Here is a 20,892-nt window from a genome sequence, read left to right as displayed (position 1 = left end):
TAGGCCCGACAAGACCATGGGCCCATCGAAGCCGCAACCTTCGCGCTCGCCGGCATCGATCCGAAGCCGGCTTTAGCGAATCCCAAATCCCGAATCCCGAATCCCGCCGTTCCTACAAGGCGATCGACTTGTTCTTGCGCTCGGCCAGGCGCTTTTCCAGGTAGTGGATGTTCTGGCCGCCGGCCTGGAAGCCCTTGTCGCGCATGATCCGCTGCTGCAGCGGAATGTTGGTCTTGATGCCGTCCACCACCATCTCGCTCAGCGCCACGCGCATGCGCGCGATCGCGGTCTCGCGGTCGGGGCCGTGCACGATCAGCTTGCCGATCATCGAGTCGTAGTTCGGCGGCACCTTGTAGCCGCTGTAGATGTGCGTGTCCACGCGCACGCCGGGACCGCCGGGCGGGTGGAAGCCGGTGATCAGGCCCGGGTTGGGCATGAAGGTTTCCGGGTCCTCGGCGTTGATGCGGCACTCGATCGCATGGCCGCGCAGGACGATGTCCTTCTGCTTGATGCTGAGCTTGTGCCCGGCGGCGATGCGCAGCTGCTCGCACACCAGGTCGATGCCGGTGATGCGCTCGGTGACCGGGTGCTCCACCTGGATGCGCGTGTTCATTTCGATGAAGTAGAAGCGCCCGTTCTCGAACAGGAACTCGAAGGTGCCGGCGCCGCGGTAGCCGATGCGGATGCAGGCGTCCACGCAGACCTTGCCGATCTCGTTGCGCAGTTCCTCGGTGATGCCCGGCGCCGGCGCTTCCTCCACCACCTTCTGGTGGCGGCGCTGCATCGAGCAGTCGCGCTCGCCCAGGTGGATGGCGCCGCCCTGGCCGTCGGCCAGCACCTGGATCTCCACGTGACGCGGATTCTCCAGGAACTTCTCCATGTACACCTGGTCGTTGCTGAAGGCGGCCTTGGCCTCGGACTTGGTGGTCTCGATGGCGGCCTTCAGCGCGGCCTCCGAATGCACCACGCGCATGCCGCGGCCGCCGCCGCCGCCTGCGGCCTTGATGATCACCGGGTAGCCGATCTCGCGGGCGATCTTGGTGTTGGCGACGATGTCCTCGCCCAGCGGGCCGCCCGAGCCGGGCACGCACGGCACGCCGGCGGCCTTCATCGCGCGGATCGCCTCGACCTTGTCGCCCATCAGGCGGATGGTGTCGGCCTTGGGCCCGATGAAGATGAAGCCGGACTGCTCCACGCGCTCGGCGAAGTCGGCGTTCTCCGACAGGAAGCCGTAGCCGGGGTGGATGGCCTGGGCATCGGTGACCTCGGCCGCGGCGATCAGCGCCGGGATGTTGAGGTAGCTCTCCGACGAGGGCGCCGGGCCGATGCACACCGACTCGTCGGCCATGGCCACGTGCTTGAGGTTGCGGTCCACGGTGGAATGCACCGCGACCGTGCGGATGCCGAGCGTATGGCACGCGCGCAGGATGCGCAGCGCGATTTCGCCGCGATTGGCGATGACGACTTTATCGAGCATGGGAAGGCCGGGAATTGGGAATGGAGAATCGGGAATGGAGGACGGCGTGCATCGTCAATCTCCGCGCTTGCTCAGAACATTCATCAATGCGGTCAGTTTGGCGAAGATCGTATCGATCAATCCGTCGAGTGCCGCGATGTCGGAGGTGTAGTCGAGCCGGCGCGCGATCTGCAGGTGCGTGCTGGCCTCGGACAGCGAGCCACGTGCGATCGACAGAAAACGCAGGTATTCGGGAGTGGAGCGGCGTGCCGCGCCTTCGGCGATGTTGGCGGGGATGCTGACCGCTGCACGGCGCAGTTGCGCCGTCAGCCCGAAACGTTCCGTCGCCGGAAACGTTTCGGAGAGGCGGTAGATCATTTCCACCAGATCCATGGAGTCACGCCAGACGTCGAGCCGCTCGTGCGGTCGCTTTGACGATTCCCCATTCTCCACTCCCGATTCCCAGCGTCTCAGCCAATCACAAACAACGGCTGATCGAACTCCACCGGCTGGCCGCTTTCGCCCAGGATCGCGACGATGGTGCCGGAGACGTCGGCTTCGATCGGGTTGAACATCTTCATCGCCTCGATGATCGCCAGGGTCTCGCCGGCCTTGACCGCCTGGCCGACGCTGACGAAGGCCGGCTTGTCCGGGGCCGGCGAGGTGTAGAAGGTGCCGACCATCGGCGCGCGCAGCACGTGGCCCTCGGGCAGGGCGTTGCCGGGCTTGGCGCTGCCGCCGGTGGAGGCCTCGGTGGGCGAGCTCATCGGCATCGGCGCGGCGGCGGCCGGCGCGGCCGCGGGGGCGGCGGCCACGTACTGCGGCGCGCTGGCGGTCATGCCCTTGGGGGTGCGCGCCAGGCGCACGCTTTCCTCGCCTTCCTTGATCTCGATCTCGGCGAGATTCGATTCTTCCAGCAGGTCGATCAGTTTCTTGATTTTGCGGAGATCCATAACGGCCTCGTGAGGTGACTTTGAAAAAGACCGGGCGCGCGGCCCGGGGACTCAGACGGGGGTATGCGGTGCCGGTTGGGTGTGGGCGCGGTTCATGCGGCCGCTCCCAGGCGGGTCAGCGCCGCGTCCATCGCGTAGCGGTAGCTGTCGGCGCCGAAGCCGCAGACCACACCGACCGCGTGGTCGCTGAAATAGCTGTGGTGGCGGAACGGCTCGCGGCTGTGCGGGTTGGACAGGTGGATCTCGATGAACGGGATCGCCACCGCCGCCAGCGCGTCGCGCAGCGCCACCGAGGTATGGGTGAACGCGGCTGGGTTGATCAGGATGAAGGCGGTGCCGTCGCCGCGCGCGGCCTGCACCCGGTCCACCAGCACGTGCTCGGCGTTGGACTGCAGGCTCTCCAGCGTGTGGCCGGCGGCGCTGGCCTGGGCCAGCAGCGCGGCATCGATCTGCGCCAGGGTGGCATGGCCGTACACGCCCGGCTCGCGGGTGCCGAGCAGGTTGAGGTTGGGGCCATGCAGCAGCAGCAGTCGCGCCATCGGGAACAAAGCAGCGGAAAGGGCGGCAGTCTGCGCGAAGCCGGCATTGCTGTCCAGTTCGGCGAAGTTGCGGGTGTTTTAAACAAATGTTTGATTTTTCGCCGGTCTGCGTCGCGTCAGCGCAGGCATGGCGGGCCGACGACGGGCCGCGCCACTGCCTGCGGTTATGTCGCATCTTGCGCGGACCATGCAAGTGTCGCTGCAGCATGGGCCGGCCACATTGCAGCGCCATCGCCGCCGCGCGTCGACGCGCCGGCGGAAGTGGTATATACCATTTCAAAATCACTGAAATACCAGTCGAGGGTAGGCGCATGCGAACCGAGCGTATTGGCCGTTGCGGCCTTGGCCGCCACATCCTGGCGTTCGCGCTGCTGGCCGGGGCGACCGCGCCCGCGCTGGCGGCGGCGCCGGCCACCCTGCCGGCGGTGTACCCGGCGCCGACCGCGCTGCGCCTGCTCGGGCCGGAGCTGCCGCTGGGGCCGTCGGTGGTGCTGGTGCAGGCCGGCAAGGCCGACCCGGCCACCGACACGCTGGTGCGCGCGGTGTTGCGCGAGGCCGGCGTTTCCCGCATCCGCCGCGCCAGCACGCTGCCGCACGACCCGCAGGCGGTGTCGGTGGTGCTCGGCACCGTCGACGCGGCGCCGGTGCGCGATGCGCTGGCCGCCGTCGACCTGGACGTGCCGGAACGCGCGGAAGGCTATGCGCTGGGCAGCGTGGCCAGCGGCGGTGGCGCGCGGATCGTGCTGGCCGGCCGCGACGGCGCCGGCCTGTACCACGCGGCGCAGACCTTCCGGCAACTGGTCGCGCCCGGGCGCATCGCCTCGGTGGCGGTGACCGACGCGCCGGCGATGCCGGTGCGCGGCACGATCGAGGGTTTTTACGGCAAGCCCTGGAGCATGGACGAGCGCGCCGCGCACCTGGCGTTCCTGGCGCGGTTCAAGGCCAACACCTACATTTACAGCCCCAAGGACGATGCCTTCGCGCGCGATCGCTGGCGCGCGCCGTACCCAGCCGCCACGCTGGCGGCGCTGGGCAAGCTGGCCGCGGTCGCCAATCGCGAGCACATCAACTTCGTCTACGCGCTCTCGCCGGGTCCGTCGATCTGCTACAGCGATGCGGCCGACCTGCAGGCGATCCGGCGCAAGTTCGCCGCGCTGCGCGCGCGCGGCGTGCGCAGCTTCTACATCGCCTTCGACGACATCGAATACACCAAGTGGAACTGCCCAGGCGACGCCACCGCGTTCGGCCCGGCCGGCGAGCAGGCCGCGGCCACCGCGCAGGCGCGGTTGCTCAACGCGGTGCAGGCGGACATCGCCGCGGCCGGCCACGGTGCGCTGATCATGGTGCCGACCGAGTACTACAACGTCACCGAATCGCCGTACAAGGCCACGCTGCGCAAGGCGCTGGATCCGCGCGTGGTGGTGCAGTGGACCGGAACCGACGTGGTTCCGGCGTCGATCTCGGTGAGCGACGCGAAGAACGCCACCAAGGCGTTCGGGCGCAAGACCCTGCTGTGGGACAACTATCCGGTCAACGACTTCGCCGAGACCGCCGGGCGCCTGCTGCTGGCGCCGTACGATCGGCGCCAGGCCGGGCTGTCGGCGGAATTGAGCGGCATCGTGTCCAATCCGATGAACCAGGAAGTGGCCAGCCGGCCGGCGGTAGCCGGGTTGCTGGCCTTCGCCTGGAACGACCGCGGCTACGACGCACAACGCACCTGGCGCGCGGCCGCGCGCGATCTGGCCGGCGGCGATGCGCAGGTCGCCGACGCGCTGCTGACCTTCTTCGACACCCAGCACCTGGCACCGACCTTCGGCCATCTGCCCTGGCAGCCGCAGGCGCCGCGGCTCAAGGCGTTGATCGATGCGACACGCGACGCGCTGGCCGACGGCGATCCGGCTGCCCGCAGCGCGGCGCTGGCCGCGCTGGGCCGCGCCGCCGACGACCTGGTGGCGGCACCGCAGCGCATCCGTGCCGGCACCACCACCGGCGCGTTCGTGGCCGAGGCAGCGCCATGGCTGGACGCGACCGCGCTATGGGGCCGCGCGCTGCGCCTGAGCGTGGACGGGCTGAACCAGGCGCTGGCCGGCGATCCGGCGGCCGAGCAGGCCTTCGCCACCGCCGGGCAACTCGCCGCGCAGGCCGCGGCGATCCCGTCCATCCCCGGCGCGACCCGTTTCGGCGGCCCGGTCAAGGTCGCCGACGGCGTGCTCGACACCTTCGTCGCCGATGCGCCCAGCCTGGTGCAGCGTCCGACAGGGCGTTAGCGCCCGGATCGGCGCACCACGGCGCTCCTTGCCGACGGCTCACCTGTTGCGTGGCACACGCCGGGTCCGGCGCGGCACGTTGCCGATGCGGCCCGCGCAGTGTCCGACACGAGGCGGCGGACGGCGTCGTTGCCGGCGAGAATGCGCGGAGCTTGATCGGCCCCGTGGCGACGCCGCGCGAGGAGGCCGCAGCCGCGAGCCGCGAGGGTGGCGCCGTCGGTACGTGCGGGCCGAGCGCTTCTGTGTCTGCCGCGGCGTCAGCGGCCTTCGGCTCGGCCTTGCCGATCGCCGTGCAGCCTGGCTCATGGACATCGCCCATGTGCTGATGCCGCATTGCCATGGCGATCTGCGCACGCATTAACCGAGGGTTTACACCTCCGGCGGACATCCCGGGCACAAAGAACGCCCGACCGGCCAAGGTGCGAGCCATGCGAATTGCGATCATCGGCGCAGGATTCTGCGGCAACGTGCTGGCCGCGACGCTGGCCAGGCAGGGCGCCGCCCGCCACATCACCCTGGTCGGCGTGGCCGACACCTACGGCCGCGGCATCGCCTACGGTGCGGCGCGGCCGGAACACGTGTTGAACGTGCGCGCCAAGGACCTGGGCGTGGATCCGCAGGAGCCGGGTGGCTTCGCCGACGCCCTGCAGCTGGATGCCGCGCAACGCCTGCAGTTCCTGCCGCGGCTGCTGTACGGCCGCTACCTGCAGCAGCACCTGGACGACGCGCTGGCGGCGTCGCCGGTCGAGGTGGCGCGAGTGAGCGAGGAGGCGGTGGCGGTGGAGCGCGATCCCGACGGCTTCCGCCTGTTCCTGGCCAATGGCGAGGCCGTGGTCGCCGACGTGGTGGTGCTGGCGATCGGCGCGCTGCCGCCGGCGGCGCTGCCGGGCATCGGCCCGCGCCTGGCGGTGCATCGCCGCTACATCGGTTGGCCGTGGCAGGACGGCGTGCTGGACGAGGTGCCGCCGCAGGCGCGGCTGTTGCTGGTCGGCACAGGCCTGACCATGGCCGATGTGGCGTTGACCCTGCGTCGGCGCGGACACCGCGGCCCGATCACCGCGCTGTCGCGGCGCGGCCTGGCGCCACAGGCGCACCTGGCGGTGCCGGGCGCGCCGGTGAGCCTGCCGCCCAGCGTCGTGCAGGCGCTGCGCAGCCACGACCTGCGCGGTCTGGTGCGCAGCCTGCGCCAACTGACCACGGTGGTGGAGGATTGGCGCTGCGTGGTGGATGCGCTGCGTCCGCACCTGCAGCCGTTCTGGCAAGGCTTGGCGCCGGCGGCGCGCGCCCGCTTCCTGCGCCACCTGCGGCCGTACTGGGAAGCGGCGCGGCATCGGCTGGCGCCGGCCGCGGCGGCCGCGCTGGCGCAACTGCAGGCGCGGGGCCAGCTGCGCATCCGCGCCGGGCGCCTGCTGCGCGCGCGGCTCGGAGAGACCGCGGTGGAAGCGGTGATCCGCGATCGCGCCAGCAGCAACGCGTGCACCGAGGACTTCGATGTGCTGATCCGCGCCACCGGGCTGGACACCGACGTCGCCCGCACCAGCCATCCGCTGGTCGCCACGATGCGCGACGCCGGCCTGCTGCAGGCCGATCCACTGGGCCTGGGGCTGCAGGTGGACGAGCGCCTGCGGGTGCGCGACGGCAGCGGCCATCGGGTCGCCGGGCTGTACTGCATCGGGCCGCTGCTGCGTGGCGTGCTGTGGGAGATCACCGCGGTGCCGGAACTGCGCACCGCCGCGCAGCGCCTGGCCGAGGAGCTGGCGACGCTGGCGCAGATGCGGACCGGGAATGGCAGTGTTGGCGAAGCACGCCAGCGGCAGGCGTTTTAGCGGACTGATCCAGTGCGGCGTGGACGTGGCGTGGGAGGCAACTCTCACGACGCTGCAGTGCGCTTTCCCGATAATGCAATGCGTCGGGACTGAAGTCCCTCCCACAGTGCACCCGGCAGGCTCGCCGCAAGCCGCTTGGGAGGCGCGAGTTGAGTCGCGACAGCGCTATCGGCAATGCGTCGCCGACGCGGACGTCGCTCCCACAAGGGCGCGCATCGGCGGCTGGCTCGCCGGCTACTGCGTCGGCTGCGCGCCGCCGCCCACCCAGCCCTCCACTTCGCCCGGCGTGAACGGGCCGAGCTTCTGCCTGACGATGCGGCCGTCGGCGTCGATCAGCACGCTGTACGGCAGCAGGCCCTGGGTGTCGCCCAGGCGCACGCTGGCGTCGGCCGGGCCCGGGGTCTCCAGCGCGATCGGGTAGCCGATCGGCACCTGCTGCAGGAAGGCGCGCACGTCCTCGGCGCGGTCCAGGGCGATGCCCAGCACCTGCAGGCCGTCGGCCGGCTGCGCGCGGGCCAGCCGGTCCAGTTCCGGCATCTCGCGCACGCAGGGTTCGCACCAGCTCGCCCAGACGTTGACCAGCAGCGGCCGGCCGCGGAACTGGGCCAGCGTCAGGTGGCCGCCGTCGAGCGTGGGCAGGCGCAGCGCCGGGGCGGGATCGCCCGGGCGCGCCGCGGCGACCGGCGGCGCGGCCGCATGGCCGCTGGCCGTGGCGGACGTTGCCGGGGCCAGCGCCGGCGTCCGCCGTTCCCACCAGTGCGCCGCCGCCACGCCGAGCACCGCCGCCACCGCGGCGACCGCCAGCAGGCGCGCGCTGGCGGGGGTCATCGCGCCGCGCGCAGCAGGGCGTCCTCGACCACCGCCTGGCTCAGCACCGGCGGCAGTACCGTCGGCGGCGCGCCAGGGCCATAGACCACGTACAGCGGCACGCCCACCGCCTTGTGCTCGGCGAGGAAGGCGCTGATACGCGGATCCTCGTTGGTCCAGTCGCCCTTCATGTACACCGCATCCACCCGCTTGATGGTGTCGCGGAACGCGTCGCTGTCGAACACGTTGCGCTCGTTGGCCTTGCAGGTGACGCACCAGTCGGCGGTCATGTTGACGAACACCACGCGGTTGTCGGTGCGCAGGCGGTCGAGCATCTGCGGCGAATAGGCCACGGTGTTGCGCTCGACGCTGGCGCTGGGCGGCGGCAGCCGGGTCACGCCCCAGGCCGGCACCAGCGCGGCCAGCAGCAGCAGGGCGGCCAGGCGCATGCCGGTCTTGTGGTCGCGCCAGCGCGCGCGCTCGAACCACCACAGGCCCAGCGCCAGCAGGGTGGCGCCGATCAGCAGCAGCGCCACCGCGTCCACGCCGCGCTGCTTGCCCAGCACCCACAGCAGCCAGATCGCGCTCAGGTACATCGGGAACGCCAGCACCTGCTTGAGCGTCTCCATCCACGCGCCCGGCTTGGGCAGGCGCCTGGCCAGCGACGGCACGAAGCCGATCAGCAGGAACGGCAGCGCCAGGCCCAGGCCCAGGGTCAGGAACACCAGCATCGCCATCGCCGGCGGCGCGGTCAGCGCATAGCCCAGCGCCGGGCCCATGAACGGGCCGATGCAGGCGCTGGACACCACGCAGGCCAGCACGCCGGTGAAGAAGTCGCCGACCGGACCGCTGCGCGTGGACAGCGACTGGCCGACGCCACCCAGGTTGGCGCTGAGGGTGAACACCCCCGACAGGCTCAGCCCGACCACGAACATCAGGTACACCAGCACCGCGACGAAGCCCGGGCGCTGCAGCTGGAAGCCCCACAGCAGCCGCGCGGCCACGGCGATGCCGCCGACCACGGCGAAGGAGGCGAGCACGCCCAGCGTGTACCACAGCGCATGGCTGCGGGCGCGGCCGCGGCTCTCGCCGCTCTGCGCCAGGCCCAGCACCTTCAGCGACAGGATCGGCAGCACGCACGGCAGCAGGTTCAGCAGCAGGCCGCCGCCGAGCGCCAGCAGCAGGATCCACAGCAGGTTCTGCGTGGCCGGCGGCGGTGCGGCGCTGCGCGCGGCGTTGTGCGCCGAGGCGTCCGGCGTCGCCGGCAGGGCGTCGGCGGCGGTGGCCGCGGCCGCGTCGTTGGCGTCGGCCTGGCGGCTGTCCAGCGGCGTCACCAGCAGCGGGCTGACCTCGGCCTGGTCGGCCGGGGTGACGGTGCCCTTGGGCAGCGCCAGCTTCACCCGCCGGGTCATCGGCGGGTAGCAGATGCCGTCGGTCTGGCAGCCCTGGAAGGTCGCCACCAGGGTCGCGGCGGTGGCGTCGGCGCGCTGGCGCTGCAGCGGCACGGTGACCTCGGTCTGGTCGAAGTACACCACCACGTTGCCGAAGTGTTCGTCCTGGTGCGAGCTGCCCTTGGGCCAGCGCGGCATGCCGGTGCGGATGCCGGGCGCGCCCTCCAGCGCCAGCGCGGTGCGGTCGCGATACAGGTAGTAGCCGGGCGCCGGGGTGAAGCGCAGCAGCAGGGTATTGCCGTCGCCGACGATGGCTTCGAACTGGAACGCCTGGTCCGAGGGCAGCGGCAGGCCCTGCACCGCCGCGGTGCCGGGGCCGGGACCGAACAGCGGCTTGGCGCCGTTGCCGGCGCCCGGGCCGCTGCCCGGTAGCCCGCCCGTCGCGGCCGGCGGCGGCAGTGCCGGTGCGGGATCGGTGGCGGCCGTGGCGGCCGGCAGGGTCACCTCGAGCAAGCGCTTCTGCGGCGGATAGCACACGCCGGCATCGGCGCAGCCCTGGTAGCGCACCTCCAACTGCACGCGGCTGGTGCCGGGATCGGCGACGCCGCTCTGCACCGCGTTCAGTTCGTCGCGGTAGGTCTCCACCTCGCCGAAGTACGGGTCGGTCTTCTTGTGGCCGGCCGGCAACTGCAGGGTCGGGTTGGGCTTGAAGCCGCCGATCACCTTCACCGCGATGCGGTGCCGGTACAGGTAGTAGCCCTTGGCGATGTCCCAGTGCAGCGCGATGCGGCCGCGTTCGGGCGCCTGCGCGCTCAGCGCGAAGGCCTGGTCCACCGGCAGCAGGTCCTTTTCGCTGATCGCCAGGGCGGGGAAGGCGGCCACGGCCAGCAGGCACAGGGCGGCGAGGCGGTGCAGCAGGGTCATCGGCTTACGGTTCCTCACGGGTTTCGGCATGCACCCACTGCAGGTAGGCCGGCAGGCCGCCGGCGACCTCGAGTTCGACCAGTTCGGGGACCTCGTAGGGGTGCAACGCGCACAGCCGCTGCCGCAGGGCGGGCAGGCGGTCGGCGGCGGTCTTGATCAGCAGCAGCACTTCCTCGCCCTGTTCCACCTCGCCTTGCCAGCGGTAGGTGGACTGCACGCCGGGCAGGCGGCTGACGCAGGCGGCCAGGCGTTCGTCGACCAGCGCCTGGGCGACCCGCGCGGCGCTGGCCGGATCGGGGCAGGTGCTGAGCAGCAAGCGGAGGGCGGGCACGGACATGCGGCCGACAGTATAGGGATGCCGGCCGCGCTTTGGCGGCGCCGGTCCGCGGCCGGCCGCCGCGCATCCCCAATCCCTAATCCCGGCCCGCTGCAGCCGCAGCGGGCGAGGCACCACGGCTCAGTTGAGCAACTGGCAACTGGCCGGCTTGGCCGAGGTGAACAGCGACGAGGTCGCCCACTCCGGGTGGTCGATGAACGGGTTGCGGTTGCCCTGGAAGCTGTAGATCACCTCGTTGCGGGCGCGCTCGGCGTCGTCCGGCGGGTCCTGCTGGCTCCACGCGATCAGGGTCGACAGCAGGCCCATGTAGGCCGGCGAGGACGAGGTCTTGACGATCTTGCTGCGGTCGTCGGTCAGCTCCAGGTCCGGCTCGGACTGCCCGGTCTTGGCATCCACGCCACCCTCATAGCGGATCGCCATGTACATCACCGCACGCGCCATGTCGCCCTTGCGGTGGTCCCACACCTCGAAGGTGCCGCTGTTGCCGTCCGGGGTGCGCACCCAGTTGGAATTGCCCGGGTAGCGGCCGCTGCCGCCGCCGAAGCCGGCGTTGGCCTCGGTGGCGCGCTCGCCGCAGTTGCTGTCGCACTTGGCGTAGGGCTTGTTGCCGCGGTCGGCGTTCCAGGTGGCGTCGGTCAGGTACAGCATGTGGGTGTCGGTGTACGGCGCGTAGGGCAGGCCCTTGTTGCCGGTGGCGGTGCCGAAGCCCAGCGAGTTCGGCCAGCTGTGCTCGCGGTTGTACTTCAGGCCGCTGCCGCTGCCGGCACGGTCGGTGCCCTTGGCATAGCTGCGGTTGCGGTAGGCGTCGAGGACGCGCTGGCTGTTGTTCGGATCCTCGTCGGCGATCTCCAGGATGGCCCAGGTGTCGGTGCCGGAGCTGCTGCTGTACGGATAGACGGTGTGGCCCTTGATCGTCTCGTGCAGCGAGCAGCGCAGCTGGCTGGGGCTGGAGGTGTTGACCCGCGAGTAGTAGCTGCCGGCGCCATTGCCGCCGCCGCCCGAGCCGCTGGCGACGTTGAAGGCGACGCTGCGATCCTGCGCCGGATGCGCGCCGTCGGCATCGCTCACGCGTGCGGCGACGATGCTCAGGGTGCAGCTCTCGCCGGCCTTCAGCGCGGTGTTGGTGGACAGCGCGAACTGGGTGCCGCTGCTGGGGTAGGTCAGCGCCACGCTGCCGGACTGCTGGCAGCTCAGGCCGAACGCACCGCTGGCCAGGCTCACCGCCTCGCTGAAGGTCACCGCCAGGTCGCCGGCGGCGGGGAAGTCGGTGGCGCCCTGGGTCGGGGTGGTGGCGGTCACGGTCGGCGCGGCGTTGCCGCCGCCGCCGCCGGCGAAGGTCTGGCCGTTGTTGCAGGCGCCGAAGGTGCTGGTGGCGCTGTCGCTCCAGCTGAAGTCGGCCGCGGCGCTGCCGTTGCCGCGCAGCTGCAGCGAGGTGCCGGCCGGGGTGCTGTTGCTCTCGCTGACCGGCAGGTTCTGGCTGGTCATGCCCGCGGCGGGGCCGCCGCCGCCGGTGATGGCGCCCTCGTAGCTGAGGAACTGCACCACCTTGCCGTTGCCGTCGACCAGCGCCAGGCCGTCGTTGGGCCCGTTCTGGATGCCGTTGCTGGCGTAGCTGACGGTGGCGATGCGTACCTGCCCGCCGCAGCTGACCAGGTTGCCGGCCGGCACCGCGCTGTTGGCGTAGACGGTGGCCGACCCCGGGTTGCTGCCGTTGTACAGGTAGACGCGGTAGCCGCTCAGGCTCTCCCCGGCGGTGGCGACGATCTCCACGCCTTCGCCGGTGTCGCCGGCGGCGGTGGCATCGTCGTAATGCAATTCATTGATGAATACGGCGGCCTGGGCCGGCCCGGCAAGGGCGAGCAGGCAGGCCAGCGGCAGCGCAACGGCGGATGGCTTCATCGACAACTCCTTTTGGTGACGGATCCCCCCCTGGGTCCGCGCTCAGCCTAGCCTGCCTCTGTGACACTGTGACGGGATTCGGTCACTGCTTGCCACCGAATGCACGTTCCTGGCAAAAATTTTTTGCCTCCCGCCCTTGAAAGCCCCGGCCACGGCACTACATCAGGCGCATCCCGGCGCTACCGGGTTTTTTCGCGAGCGTTGCTGGCAGTCGTCATGGGCGAGTGCTAACATCGCCGGCCTTTCCTAGACCAATCAATCACTTAAGAGGTCTCACTCAATGAGCATCAAGCCGCTTCACGACCGCGTCGTAGTCAAGCCGATCGAAGCCGACGAAATCTCCGCCGGCGGCATCGTGATCCCGGATTCGGCCAAGGAAAAGTCCACCAAGGGTGAAGTCGTGGCCGTCGGCGCCGGCAAGCCGCTGGACAACGGCAGCGTGCGCGCCCCGGCGCTGAAGGTCGGCGACAAGGTCATCTACGGCCAGTACGCCGGTTCCAGCTACAAGGCCGAAGGCGTCGAGTACAAGGTGCTGCGCGAAGACGACGTTCTGGCGATCGTCGGCTAAGAGCGCCGCCGATCGCGGGAATCGGGAATGGTGAATCGGGAATCGGTCAGGCGCCTTCGTCGCCCGCGATTTCCGTCCCGTCCCGACCGCCCGCTCTTGATCTGCCTATTCCCTGTTCTCCATTCCCTATTCCCGAGGTAACTCAACATGGCTGCCAAAGATATCCGTTTCGGTGAAGACGCCCGTTCGCGCATGGTGCGCGGCGTCAACATCCTCGCCAATGCCGTCAAGGCCACCCTGGGCCCGAAGGGCCGTAACGTCGTGCTCGAGAAGAGCTTCGGCGCCCCGACCATCACCAAGGACGGCGTCTCCGTCGCCAAGGAAATCGAACTGGCCGACAAGTTCGAGAACATGGGCGCGCAGATGGTGAAGGAAGTCGCGTCCAAGACCTCCGACAACGCCGGCGACGGCACCACCACCGCCACCGTGCTGGCGCAGGCGCTGATCCGCGAAGGTTCCAAGGCGGTCGCCGCCGGCATGAACCCGATGGACCTCAAGCGCGGCATCGACAAGGCCGTCGTGGCCGCCGTGGCCGAGCTGAAGAAGATCAGCAAGCCCACCGCCGACGACAAGGCCATCGCCCAGGTCGGCACCATCTCCGCCAACTCCGACGAGTCGATCGGCAACATCATCGCCGACGCGATGAAGAAGGTCGGCAAGGAAGGCGTGATCACGGTCGAGGAAGGCTCGGGCCTGGAGAACGAGCTGGACGTGGTCGAGGGCATGCAGTTCGACCGCGGCTACCTGTCGCCGTACTTCATCAACAACCAGCAGAGCCAGCAGGCCGACCTGGACGACCCGTTCGTGCTGCTGCACGACAAGAAGATCTCCAACGTGCGTGACCTGCTGCCGGTGCTGGAAGGCGTGGCCAAGGCCGGCAAGCCGCTGCTGATCGTCGCCGAGGAAGTGGAAGGCGAGGCGCTGGCGACCCTGGTGGTCAACACCATCCGCGGCATCGTCAAGGTCGTGGCGGTCAAGGCCCCGGGCTTCGGCGACCGTCGCAAGGCGATGCTGGAAGACATGGCCGTGCTGACCGGCGGCACCGTGATTTCCGAGGAAGTGGGCCTGGCGCTGGAGAAGGCGACCATCAAGGACCTGGGCCGCGCCAAGAAGGTGCAGGTCTCCAAGGAGAACACCACCATCATCGACGGCGCCGGCGACACCTCGGCGATCGAGTCGCGCATCAAGCAGATCAAGGCGCAGATCGAGGAGACCTCCTCGGACTACGACCGCGAGAAGCTGCAGGAGCGCGTGGCCAAGCTGGCCGGCGGCGTGGCGGTGATCAAGGTCGGTGCCTCGACCGAGATCGAGATGAAGGAAAAGAAGGCGCGCGTCGAAGACGCCCTGCACGCGACCCGTGCGGCGGTGGAAGAAGGCGTGGTCCCGGGCGGCGGCGTGGCGCTGGTGCGCGCGCTGAGCGCGATCGGCGAGCTGAAGGGCGCCAATGAAGATCAGACCCACGGCATCCAGATCGCGCTGCGCGCGATGGAAGCGCCGCTGCGCGAGATCGTCACCAACGCCGGCGAAGAGCCGTCCGTGATCCTCAACAAGGTCAAGGAAGGCAGCGGCAACTTCGGCTACAACGCCGCCAACGGCGAGTTCGGCGACATGGTCGAGTTCGGCATCCTGGATCCGACCAAGGTGACCCGTTCGGCGCTGCAGAACGCCGCCTCGATCGCCGGCCTGATGATCACCACCGAAGCGATGGTGGCCGAGGCCCCGAAGAAGGAAGAGCCGGCCGCTCCGGGCGGCATGGGCGGCGGCATGGGCGGCATGGGCGGCATGGATTTCTGATCCAGCCGGCCTCGGCCGACCTGTTCCACGCAGTCGAAAGGAGCCCCGCAGCGATGCGGGGCTCTTTTTTTGTGTCATCGACATCGGGGCATGCCGATGCGCTCGCACGCTGACCAACCTGCCGGCCGCGCCGCTGGCGCATCCGCTTGGCGCGCGTCTGTAGCGAGCTTCCCGTCAGGACGCAGGATCATGCGCAGGAACGGCTTCAGCCGCGACGAGGCGCTACCGGGAATGCCTGTCGCGGCTGAAGCCGCTCCCGCGAGGACGACGGCGTTTCTCGCCGAGCTGCGGTAAGCAGCGAAGCGGGTCATGGAAGCTGCCTGTGCCGGGCTTGTGCGATCTTCCCGACCGAGGCGCGGCACAGGCGTGCCAGGCGGCAGTGACCCAACCGGACGGACGCGAATGCAGGCTTCGCTCCATGCACCTCAAACACCACGAGACGCTGCGCGCCGGACCCTCGCCCCGACCCCTCTCCCAACGTGAGAGGGGCACGCGATCGCGATGCGCATGCAGTCCATCGTTGCCCAGCAGCGTCTCCGCCAGAGGTGCGGCTGGCACGGCCTGCGGTGGCGATACGGCGAGAATCGACGCGCTGCGCGGCGAATCGCGCACAACGTGCAATCGTCTACAAGTGCGCTGTAGCCGCGTGTTGACAGCGTTTTCAGCGCCATGCAGGTTAGGACGCACGGGCGTCCAGGGGGATCTGCACGCCCGCATGTTCGTCCTTTTGTTTGCGTCGCGGCCGGCGCACGGTGGCGCGTGCCTGCGGCATGCGCAGCACGGTCGTGGGCGCGGCGCAGCGAAGAGGGCGCCGCAGGTCGTGTTCGCACGGCGCTGCTTCCATCCGCTGCCGGGGACACCGCATGCCACTTCGCTCATCCACCACCCTCGCGTTCGGCATCGTGCTGGCGCTGTACGGCGCCAGCGAGGCGCGCGCGCAGGACGCCGACACCGCCGCGCCCAAGGCCGCCGCCACCACCGACCTCGGTCAGGTCGTGGTCACCGGCTCGCGGATCAAACGCTCGGAGGTGGAGGGCGCCGAACCGGTGCTGACGATCAGCGCGCAGCAGATCCAGCAGGAAGGTTTCCTTACCGTCTACGACGTGCTCAGCACGCTCAACCAGCAGGGCAGCGTCGAGGCCGACACCAAGTACGGCTCGCACACGCCCAACGCCTCGCCGGTGAGCCTGCGCGACCTTGGCCCCGGACGCACCCTGCTGCTGGTCAACGGCCACCGCGTCGCCGACTATCCGCAGCCGTACGCCGGCGAGAGCAACTTCGCCAACTACGCCAACATCCCCTCCGCGGCGGTGGAGCGCATCGAGATCCTCACCGGCGGCGCGTCGGCCATCTACGGTTCGGACGCGGTCGCCGGCGTCATCAACGTGATCCTCAAGCAAGGCTACGAGGGCAACCAGGTGCGCCTGCGCGGCGGCACCGCCACCGCCGGCGGGCGCGACGTGGTCGACCTGTCCTGGGTCGGCGGGCGCAGCGGCGACACGTGGAACTTGACCTACGCACTGCAGTGGACCCGGCGCGATCCGCTGTCGGTCGGCGAGCGGCCGAAGATGGACGACCAGGACGACGAGTCCTACAGCAACTGGACTGCGCAGGCGCGCAAGTACGGCTTCAATCCGTTCACCGGCCTGAGCCTGGTCGACGCCGGCAACAACACGCGCCTGGCGCCGCCCAGCGGCACCTGCGCACGCTTCGGCGGCCAGTTCGTCGACGCGCAGCGGCTGAGCTACGACTACAACAGCGACACCGTGCGCAACCTCGGCGGTTACTGCGGCATGGCACACGACTACGCCGACTGGCTGGCCGCCAGCGGCGGCGACAGCGGCTCGGCGTATCTGTACGGCACCTTCGACTTCGACAACGGCGTGCAGGCCTGGAGCACGCTGTCCACGACCAAGAGCGTCGGCTACTGGACCTACGACCCGCCCTACGTCTACCTCGGCCCGTTCCACGACACCGGCAGCGACCGCGACCTGTACGCGATCCGCCAGCTCACCCGCTACGAATCCGGCGGCTGGAAGAACCTGGCCAACACCACCAGGGAACTGTCCTGGGACCTGAGTGCCGGCCTCAAGGGCCGCCTCGCCGATCGCTTCGACTGGGAAGTGGCGGTGGGCCGCGCGCGCTACACCGTGGACGAATACGTGCGCACCGTGGACACGCAGAAGGCCACCGCCTACTTCCTCGGCCCGCAACTGGGCAGCACCGCCGACGGCACGCCGATCTACGATCTCAACGAGGAACGCTGGTACCAGCCGCTGACCGGCGCGCAGTACAACGACCTGGCGGTGAAGGCGCACAACCGCGCCGATTCCTGGGTCAACCAGGCCAGCGCCAACATCACCGGCGAGCTGCTGCAGGGCTGGGCCGGACCGATCAAGTTCGCCGCGGTCGGCGAAGTGGCCAAGCAGGGCTACCGGCTGTCGCCCGACCCCTGCGCCAACACCTGCTATCCGCTGGACGTGGTCGACTACGGCGGCGGCGAGCGCCTGCGCTACTCCGGCGGCATCGAGTTCGACGTGCCGCTGCTGTCCACGCTCAACGCCAGCCTGGCGGCGCGCCACGACCGCTACGGCGACTATCGCGCCTACGGCAGCGACCTCGGCGCGGCGATCGGCACCCAGCGCGACACCACCTGGAGCGCCGGCCTGGAGTGGCGGCCACTGAGCACGCTGCTGCTGCGCGGCAGCGTCGCCACCAGTTTCCGCGCCCCGGACATGCACTACGTGCTCGGCGAACCCAGCTCCACCCAGCAGACCGTGATCGATCAGTACCGCTGCATCCAGAAGGGCTACTACCTCACCGGCGGCTGCAGTGCCGAGAACAGCGACGTGTTCTACCTGATGCAGGTCAATCGCCGCGGCACGCCCGACCTGGAATCGGAACACGGCCGCTCGGTCACCGCCGGCTTCGTCTGGGACATCGCAGAGGGCCTGTCGCTGACCGCGGACTACTACCGGATTCGCTTGCAGGACATGATCAAGGACCTCAATCGCGACGAGGTGCTCAGCGCCGAAGCCGGCTGCCGCACCGGCCTGACCACCGCCGGCGGCGTGTGGGTCAATCCCGGTGGCGCCGAGTACTGCGCGCGCATCCTTTCGCGCGTGGCGCGCGATGCCGCCGGCCGCGTCACCGGCATCGAGCAGGGGCCGATCAACATCGCGCAGATGCACGTGTCCGGCGTCGATGCCTCGCTGAAGTACCGCTTCAACACCGCGCGCTGGGGCAACTTCAGCTTCACCCTGGATTACAATAATCTGATCGGCTACCACGAGCAGACCTATCGCACCGACGACGACAAGAACCTGCGCGACAAGAAGATCCGCAGCAAGCTGCGCGGCAGCGTGCACTGGGAGAACGGCGGCCCGCTGGACCTGACCGTGTACGCCAAGCGTTTCGGCTCCACCCAGGCGGTGAACTGGGGCACCTGCACCCGCTTCGACGACGGCTACCAGCCCAGCCCTTCCGACGCCTGCCGCGTCACCGACAGCGGCAACCGCCACTTCGGCGAGAGCACCACGCGTTACTTCGGTCGCGTCGGCCCGGCGCTGTACTGGAACCTCACCGCCGGCTACCGCATCGCCCCGAAGATGAAGGTCAACCTGTACATCAACAACGTGCTCGATACCGTCGGCTACGACAACAAGGAGCGCTACTACGGCTACCAGTTCTACAACACCACCCTGTACGACGCGATCGGCCGCGAGGTGGCGATGGAATATGTGTTGGATTTCTGAGGGGCCGGGAATGGGGAGTCGGGATTCGGGATGCGCTCTAGCCCCTCTCCCTCCGGGAGAGGGGTTGGGGTGAGGGTCCGGAGCGCGCAGTGCCACGTAAGAACCCACGCGTCAAAGGCTCCTACGCGATGACGGCGACATCATGGCCCTACCGCCGCGTTGAACCGCTTTTCCGATTCCCCATTCCCGGTTCCCCTTTTCCGGCGCCACAAGTTGCTGATGCAACTGTGGCGCTGCCGCAAACCCTGTGCTATCACTACGTCCCATGAACGCTTCCTGCCGCAGCTTTTACTTTTGGTATTACGGTTTTCCGATGCCGCTGGCGGAGGAAGGATCGCGTTCACCCTGAAGGACACTTCAGCCGCAATCCCGAAAGCCGCCAGCGAACCTGGCGGCTTTTTTCATGCCGCCGGATCTGGCCCCCACCCAGCCCCCCGACGAGACACGCACATGGCCCCGCACACCGACGATCTGCGCATCCGCAAGATCGAACCGCTGACCCCACCCTCCCAGCTGCAGGCGCTGCTGCCCTGCGACGAGGAGGCCTCGCAGACCGTCACTGCCGCGCGCGCGGCGCTGCACGAGATCCTGCACGGCCGCGACGACCGCCTGGCGGTGGTGATCGGTCCCTGCTCGATCCACGACCCGGTCGCGGCGATGGAGTACGCGCAGCGCCTGCGCCCGCTGCGCGAGACCTACGGCGATGCGCTGGAGATCGTGATGCGGGTGTACTTCGAAAAGCCGCGCACCACGGTCGGCTGGAAGGGCCTGATCAACGATCCCAACCTCGACGGCAGCTTCGACATCAACAAGGGCCTGCGCCTGGCGCGCGGCCTGCTGCGCGACATCAACCGCCTGGGTCTGCCGGCCGGCGTGGAGTTCCTCGACATCATCTCGCCGCAGTACATCGCCGACCTGGTGGCCTGGGGCGCGATCGGCGCGCGCACCACCGAGAGCCAGGTGCACCGCGAGATGGCCTCTGGCCTGTCGTGCCCGGTGGGCTTCAAGAACGGCACCAGCGGCGACGTCAAGATCGCGGTCGATGCGGTCGGCGCGGCCTCGCATCCGCATCATTTCCTGGCGGTGACCAAGGACGGGCAGACCGCGGTGGCGGCCACCGCCGGCAACCCGGACTGCCACGTGATCCTGCGCGGCGGCACCCAGCCCAACTACGACGCCGACAGCGTCGCCGCGGCGGCGCAGGTGCTGGAGAAGGCCGGCCTGCCGGCGCGACTGATGGTCGACGCCAGCCACGCCAACAGCGGCAAGAACCCGGACAACCAGCCCAAGGTAATCGAGGACATCGCCCGCCAGCTCGAGGCTGGGCAGACCCGCATCGTCGGCGCCATGGTCGAGAGCCACCTGCGCGGCGGCCGCCAGGACCTGGTCGCGGGCCAGCCGCTGGTCTACGGCCAGAGCATCACCGACGGCTGCATCGACTGGGATACCTCGGTGCAGGTGCTTGAGCGGCTGGCGCAGGCGGTACGCGCACGGCGCCAGGCGCGCGTGGCGCAGGCGGCCTGAGCTCGGTGGTGGGAGAAACGCACGCAGCCTGACCGGCTGCGTGCGTTGGGGGGCGGGGGAGGCCCGGAAGAGGGGCCGGACGCGCCGCCGAATGCGAAGGGAGAGAGCTTCGGTATCGACGGCTGCGTGCCGGTGATGACGTTATCCGCCCATCCGGTGACCACGGTATGCCGGTGTGTGGCAGCGGCTGGCAAGGTGTTGGCGAGGCGTTAAGACCTGTTGTCGCCGGTTCAGCGCGACGGCGTGGAAGTGGCGCGATGGGATATACAAGCCGCGCATTGATGGGCCGGGGGCATAGCGGCGATCGCCTGCCGGACGCACCAGGCCCTGCTCGGCGCAACGCTGTTCCAGCGCCATGCGCGTGGGGTGAAGCTGACCGCCGAAGATCGGCAACTGGCCGATGCCGCCAGCGCAGCGTTGGCCGACATCGGGGTCTGACCGATAGGTGCTGCCCGAGTCGCATGCGCGCATGTGCGGACGCCGCTGCTGGCGAAAACGGTCACCGTGTCGATAATGCCTGCATGGCCGCCGACTCGCCCTGGTTCCTGTACCTGCTCGAATGCCGCAACGGCAGCTACTACGCCGGCATCACCCCGGACCTGCAGGCACGCTTCCAGGCGCACCTGCGCGGCGCCGGTGCCAAGTACACCCGCGCCAACCCACCGGTGCGGCTGCTGGCAAGCCGTGCCTATCCCGACCGCGCCGCCGCCTCGCGCGCCGAGTACGTGCTCAAGCAGTTGCCGCGCGGCCGAAAGCTGGCGTTCCTGACCGCGCCCGAGACCGCATCTGGCGCCGACAACCTGCAAGCGACCGCCGAATCCGCAGCGGTGTCGTAGATACCGTCTCACCCCC

15 protein-coding genes and 1 pseudogene are annotated in these 20,892 nt (G+C 69.6%); 8 read left to right on the top strand and 8 right to left on the bottom strand.

The window, feature by feature from the left end:
- Positions 1–112 precede the first annotated feature (112 nt).
- From accC to aroQ, 4 genes are all read right to left on the bottom strand, one after another.
- Positions 113–1,477: an acetyl-CoA carboxylase biotin carboxylase subunit gene (gene accC, locus CEK65_RS19910; RefSeq protein ID WP_010343850.1), complete on the bottom strand. Its 1,365-nt coding sequence runs from the start codon at positions 1,475–1,477 to the stop codon at positions 113–115.
- A 54-nt stretch (positions 1,478–1,531) separates the two neighbouring features.
- Entirely contained in the window at positions 1,532–1,909 is a 378-nt protein-coding gene (locus CEK65_RS19905; protein ID WP_026143397.1) for a four helix bundle protein, read from the bottom strand.
- Between the two features lie 17 nt (positions 1,910–1,926).
- Complete coding sequence (accB, locus tag CEK65_RS19900; protein WP_148827977.1) at positions 1,927–2,409, bottom strand: acetyl-CoA carboxylase biotin carboxyl carrier protein; 483 nt, start codon at positions 2,407–2,409, stop codon at positions 1,927–1,929.
- A gap of 92 nt (positions 2,410–2,501) precedes the next feature.
- A complete protein-coding gene (gene aroQ / locus CEK65_RS19895; protein WP_017914420.1) occupies positions 2,502–2,948 on the bottom strand; it encodes a type II 3-dehydroquinate dehydratase in 447 nt (148 codons plus the stop codon).
- Positions 2,949–3,259: 311 nt separating this feature from the next.
- Here aroQ and CEK65_RS19890 point away from each other — a divergent pair, with 311 nt between their 5' ends.
- Positions 3,260–5,215 carry a beta-N-acetylglucosaminidase domain-containing protein gene (locus CEK65_RS19890; RefSeq protein WP_043093539.1) on the top strand — a complete coding sequence of 652 codons (1,956 nt, stop codon included), beginning with the start codon at positions 3,260–3,262 and terminating at the stop codon, positions 5,213–5,215.
- Between the two features lie 428 nt (positions 5,216–5,643).
- Entirely contained in the window at positions 5,644–7,041 is a 1,398-nt protein-coding gene (locus tag CEK65_RS19885; RefSeq protein WP_152182761.1) for an FAD/NAD(P)-binding protein, read from the top strand.
- Positions 7,042–7,275: 234 nt separating this feature from the next.
- On the opposite strand, the gene CEK65_RS19880 is transcribed toward CEK65_RS19885, so the two are convergent.
- From CEK65_RS19880 to CEK65_RS19865, 4 genes are all read right to left on the bottom strand, one after another.
- Complete coding sequence (locus CEK65_RS19880) at positions 7,276–7,869, bottom strand: TlpA disulfide reductase family protein (RefSeq protein WP_152182760.1); 594 nt, start codon at positions 7,867–7,869, stop codon at positions 7,276–7,278.
- The gene (locus CEK65_RS19875) at positions 7,866–10,163 is read right to left on the bottom strand and encodes a protein-disulfide reductase DsbD (protein WP_152182759.1); all 2,298 of its coding nucleotides are present in this window, start codon (positions 10,161–10,163) and stop codon (positions 7,866–7,868) included. The genes CEK65_RS19880 and CEK65_RS19875 overlap by 4 nt, the downstream gene beginning before the upstream one ends.
- 4 nt (positions 10,164–10,167) lie before the next feature.
- On the bottom strand, positions 10,168–10,500 hold the full coding sequence (gene cutA / locus CEK65_RS19870) for a divalent-cation tolerance protein CutA (RefSeq protein ID WP_152182758.1): 333 nt from the start codon (positions 10,498–10,500) through the stop codon (positions 10,168–10,170).
- 120 nt (positions 10,501–10,620) lie between these two features.
- Positions 10,621–12,399 carry an endonuclease gene (locus tag CEK65_RS19865; RefSeq protein WP_017915833.1) on the bottom strand — a complete coding sequence of 593 codons (1,779 nt, stop codon included), beginning with the start codon at positions 12,397–12,399 and terminating at the stop codon, positions 10,621–10,623.
- A gap of 280 nt (positions 12,400–12,679) precedes the next feature.
- Between CEK65_RS19865 and CEK65_RS19860 the strand changes: the two genes are divergently transcribed.
- The 6 genes and pseudogenes from CEK65_RS19860 to CEK65_RS19835 all read left to right on the top strand — a co-directional run bounded on the left by CEK65_RS19860 (position 12,680) and on the right by CEK65_RS19835 (position 20,876).
- On the top strand, positions 12,680–12,967 hold the full coding sequence (locus CEK65_RS19860; RefSeq protein WP_010340979.1) for a co-chaperone GroES: 288 nt from the start codon (positions 12,680–12,682) through the stop codon (positions 12,965–12,967).
- Between the two features lie 147 nt (positions 12,968–13,114).
- Positions 13,115–14,761 carry a chaperonin GroEL gene (gene groL, locus CEK65_RS19855; protein ID WP_010340980.1) on the top strand — a complete coding sequence of 549 codons (1,647 nt, stop codon included), beginning with the start codon at positions 13,115–13,117 and terminating at the stop codon, positions 14,759–14,761.
- Positions 14,762–15,603: 842 nt separating this feature from the next.
- On the top strand, positions 15,604–18,516 hold the full coding sequence (locus CEK65_RS19850; RefSeq protein ID WP_226980661.1) for a TonB-dependent receptor: 2,913 nt from the start codon (positions 15,604–15,606) through the stop codon (positions 18,514–18,516).
- Between the two features lie 450 nt (positions 18,517–18,966).
- Positions 18,967–20,040, top strand: coding sequence for a 3-deoxy-7-phosphoheptulonate synthase (locus CEK65_RS19845; protein ID WP_017914859.1), 1,074 nt, complete (start codon positions 18,967–18,969; stop codon positions 20,038–20,040).
- Positions 20,041–20,361: 321 nt separating this feature from the next.
- Positions 20,362–20,469: pseudogene (locus tag CEK65_RS19840) on the top strand (LysR family transcriptional regulator); the annotation flags it as partial.
- A gap of 92 nt (positions 20,470–20,561) precedes the next feature.
- Positions 20,562–20,876, top strand: coding sequence for a GIY-YIG nuclease family protein (locus tag CEK65_RS19835; RefSeq protein WP_152182756.1), 315 nt, complete (start codon positions 20,562–20,564; stop codon positions 20,874–20,876).
- Positions 20,877–20,892: the final 16 nt, after the last annotated feature.

Origin of the sequence: Xanthomonas sp. LMG 12459 (assembly GCF_009192905.1) — a bacterium.
GTDB classification, from domain to species: domain Bacteria; phylum Pseudomonadota; class Gammaproteobacteria; order Xanthomonadales; family Xanthomonadaceae; genus Xanthomonas_A; species Xanthomonas_A sontii.
The sequence above is the reverse complement of the archived record's forward strand: the minus strand, read 5'-3'. Positions and strand labels throughout refer to the sequence as shown.

What these genes read in the sequence shown, in the direction of transcription:
- accC (WP_010343850.1), bottom strand. Translation starts at nt 1,477, where the DNA reads ATGCTCGATAAAGTCGTCATCGCCAATCGCGGCGAAATCGCGCTGCGC.
- accB (WP_148827977.1), bottom strand. Translation starts at nt 2,409, where the DNA reads ATGGATCTCCGCAAAATCAAGAAACTGATCGACCTGCTGGAAGAATCG.
- aroQ (WP_017914420.1), bottom strand. Translation starts at nt 2,948, where the DNA reads ATGGCGCGACTGCTGCTGCTGCATGGCCCCAACCTCAACCTGCTCGGC.
- CEK65_RS19890 (WP_043093539.1), top strand. Translation starts at nt 3,260, where the DNA reads ATGCGAACCGAGCGTATTGGCCGTTGCGGCCTTGGCCGCCACATCCTG.
- CEK65_RS19885 (WP_152182761.1), top strand. Translation starts at nt 5,644, where the DNA reads ATGCGAATTGCGATCATCGGCGCAGGATTCTGCGGCAACGTGCTGGCC.
- CEK65_RS19880 (WP_152182760.1), bottom strand. Translation starts at nt 7,869, where the DNA reads ATGACCCCCGCCAGCGCGCGCCTGCTGGCGGTCGCCGCGGTGGCGGCG.
- CEK65_RS19875 (WP_152182759.1), bottom strand. Translation starts at nt 10,163, where the DNA reads ATGACCCTGCTGCACCGCCTCGCCGCCCTGTGCCTGCTGGCCGTGGCC.
- cutA (WP_152182758.1), bottom strand. Translation starts at nt 10,500, where the DNA reads ATGTCCGTGCCCGCCCTCCGCTTGCTGCTCAGCACCTGCCCCGATCCG.
- CEK65_RS19865 (WP_017915833.1), bottom strand. Translation starts at nt 12,399, where the DNA reads ATGAAGCCATCCGCCGTTGCGCTGCCGCTGGCCTGCCTGCTCGCCCTT.
- CEK65_RS19860 (WP_010340979.1), top strand. Translation starts at nt 12,680, where the DNA reads ATGAGCATCAAGCCGCTTCACGACCGCGTCGTAGTCAAGCCGATCGAA.
- groL (WP_010340980.1), top strand. Translation starts at nt 13,115, where the DNA reads ATGGCTGCCAAAGATATCCGTTTCGGTGAAGACGCCCGTTCGCGCATG.
- CEK65_RS19845 (WP_017914859.1), top strand. Translation starts at nt 18,967, where the DNA reads ATGGCCCCGCACACCGACGATCTGCGCATCCGCAAGATCGAACCGCTG.
- CEK65_RS19835 (WP_152182756.1), top strand. Translation starts at nt 20,562, where the DNA reads ATGGCCGCCGACTCGCCCTGGTTCCTGTACCTGCTCGAATGCCGCAAC.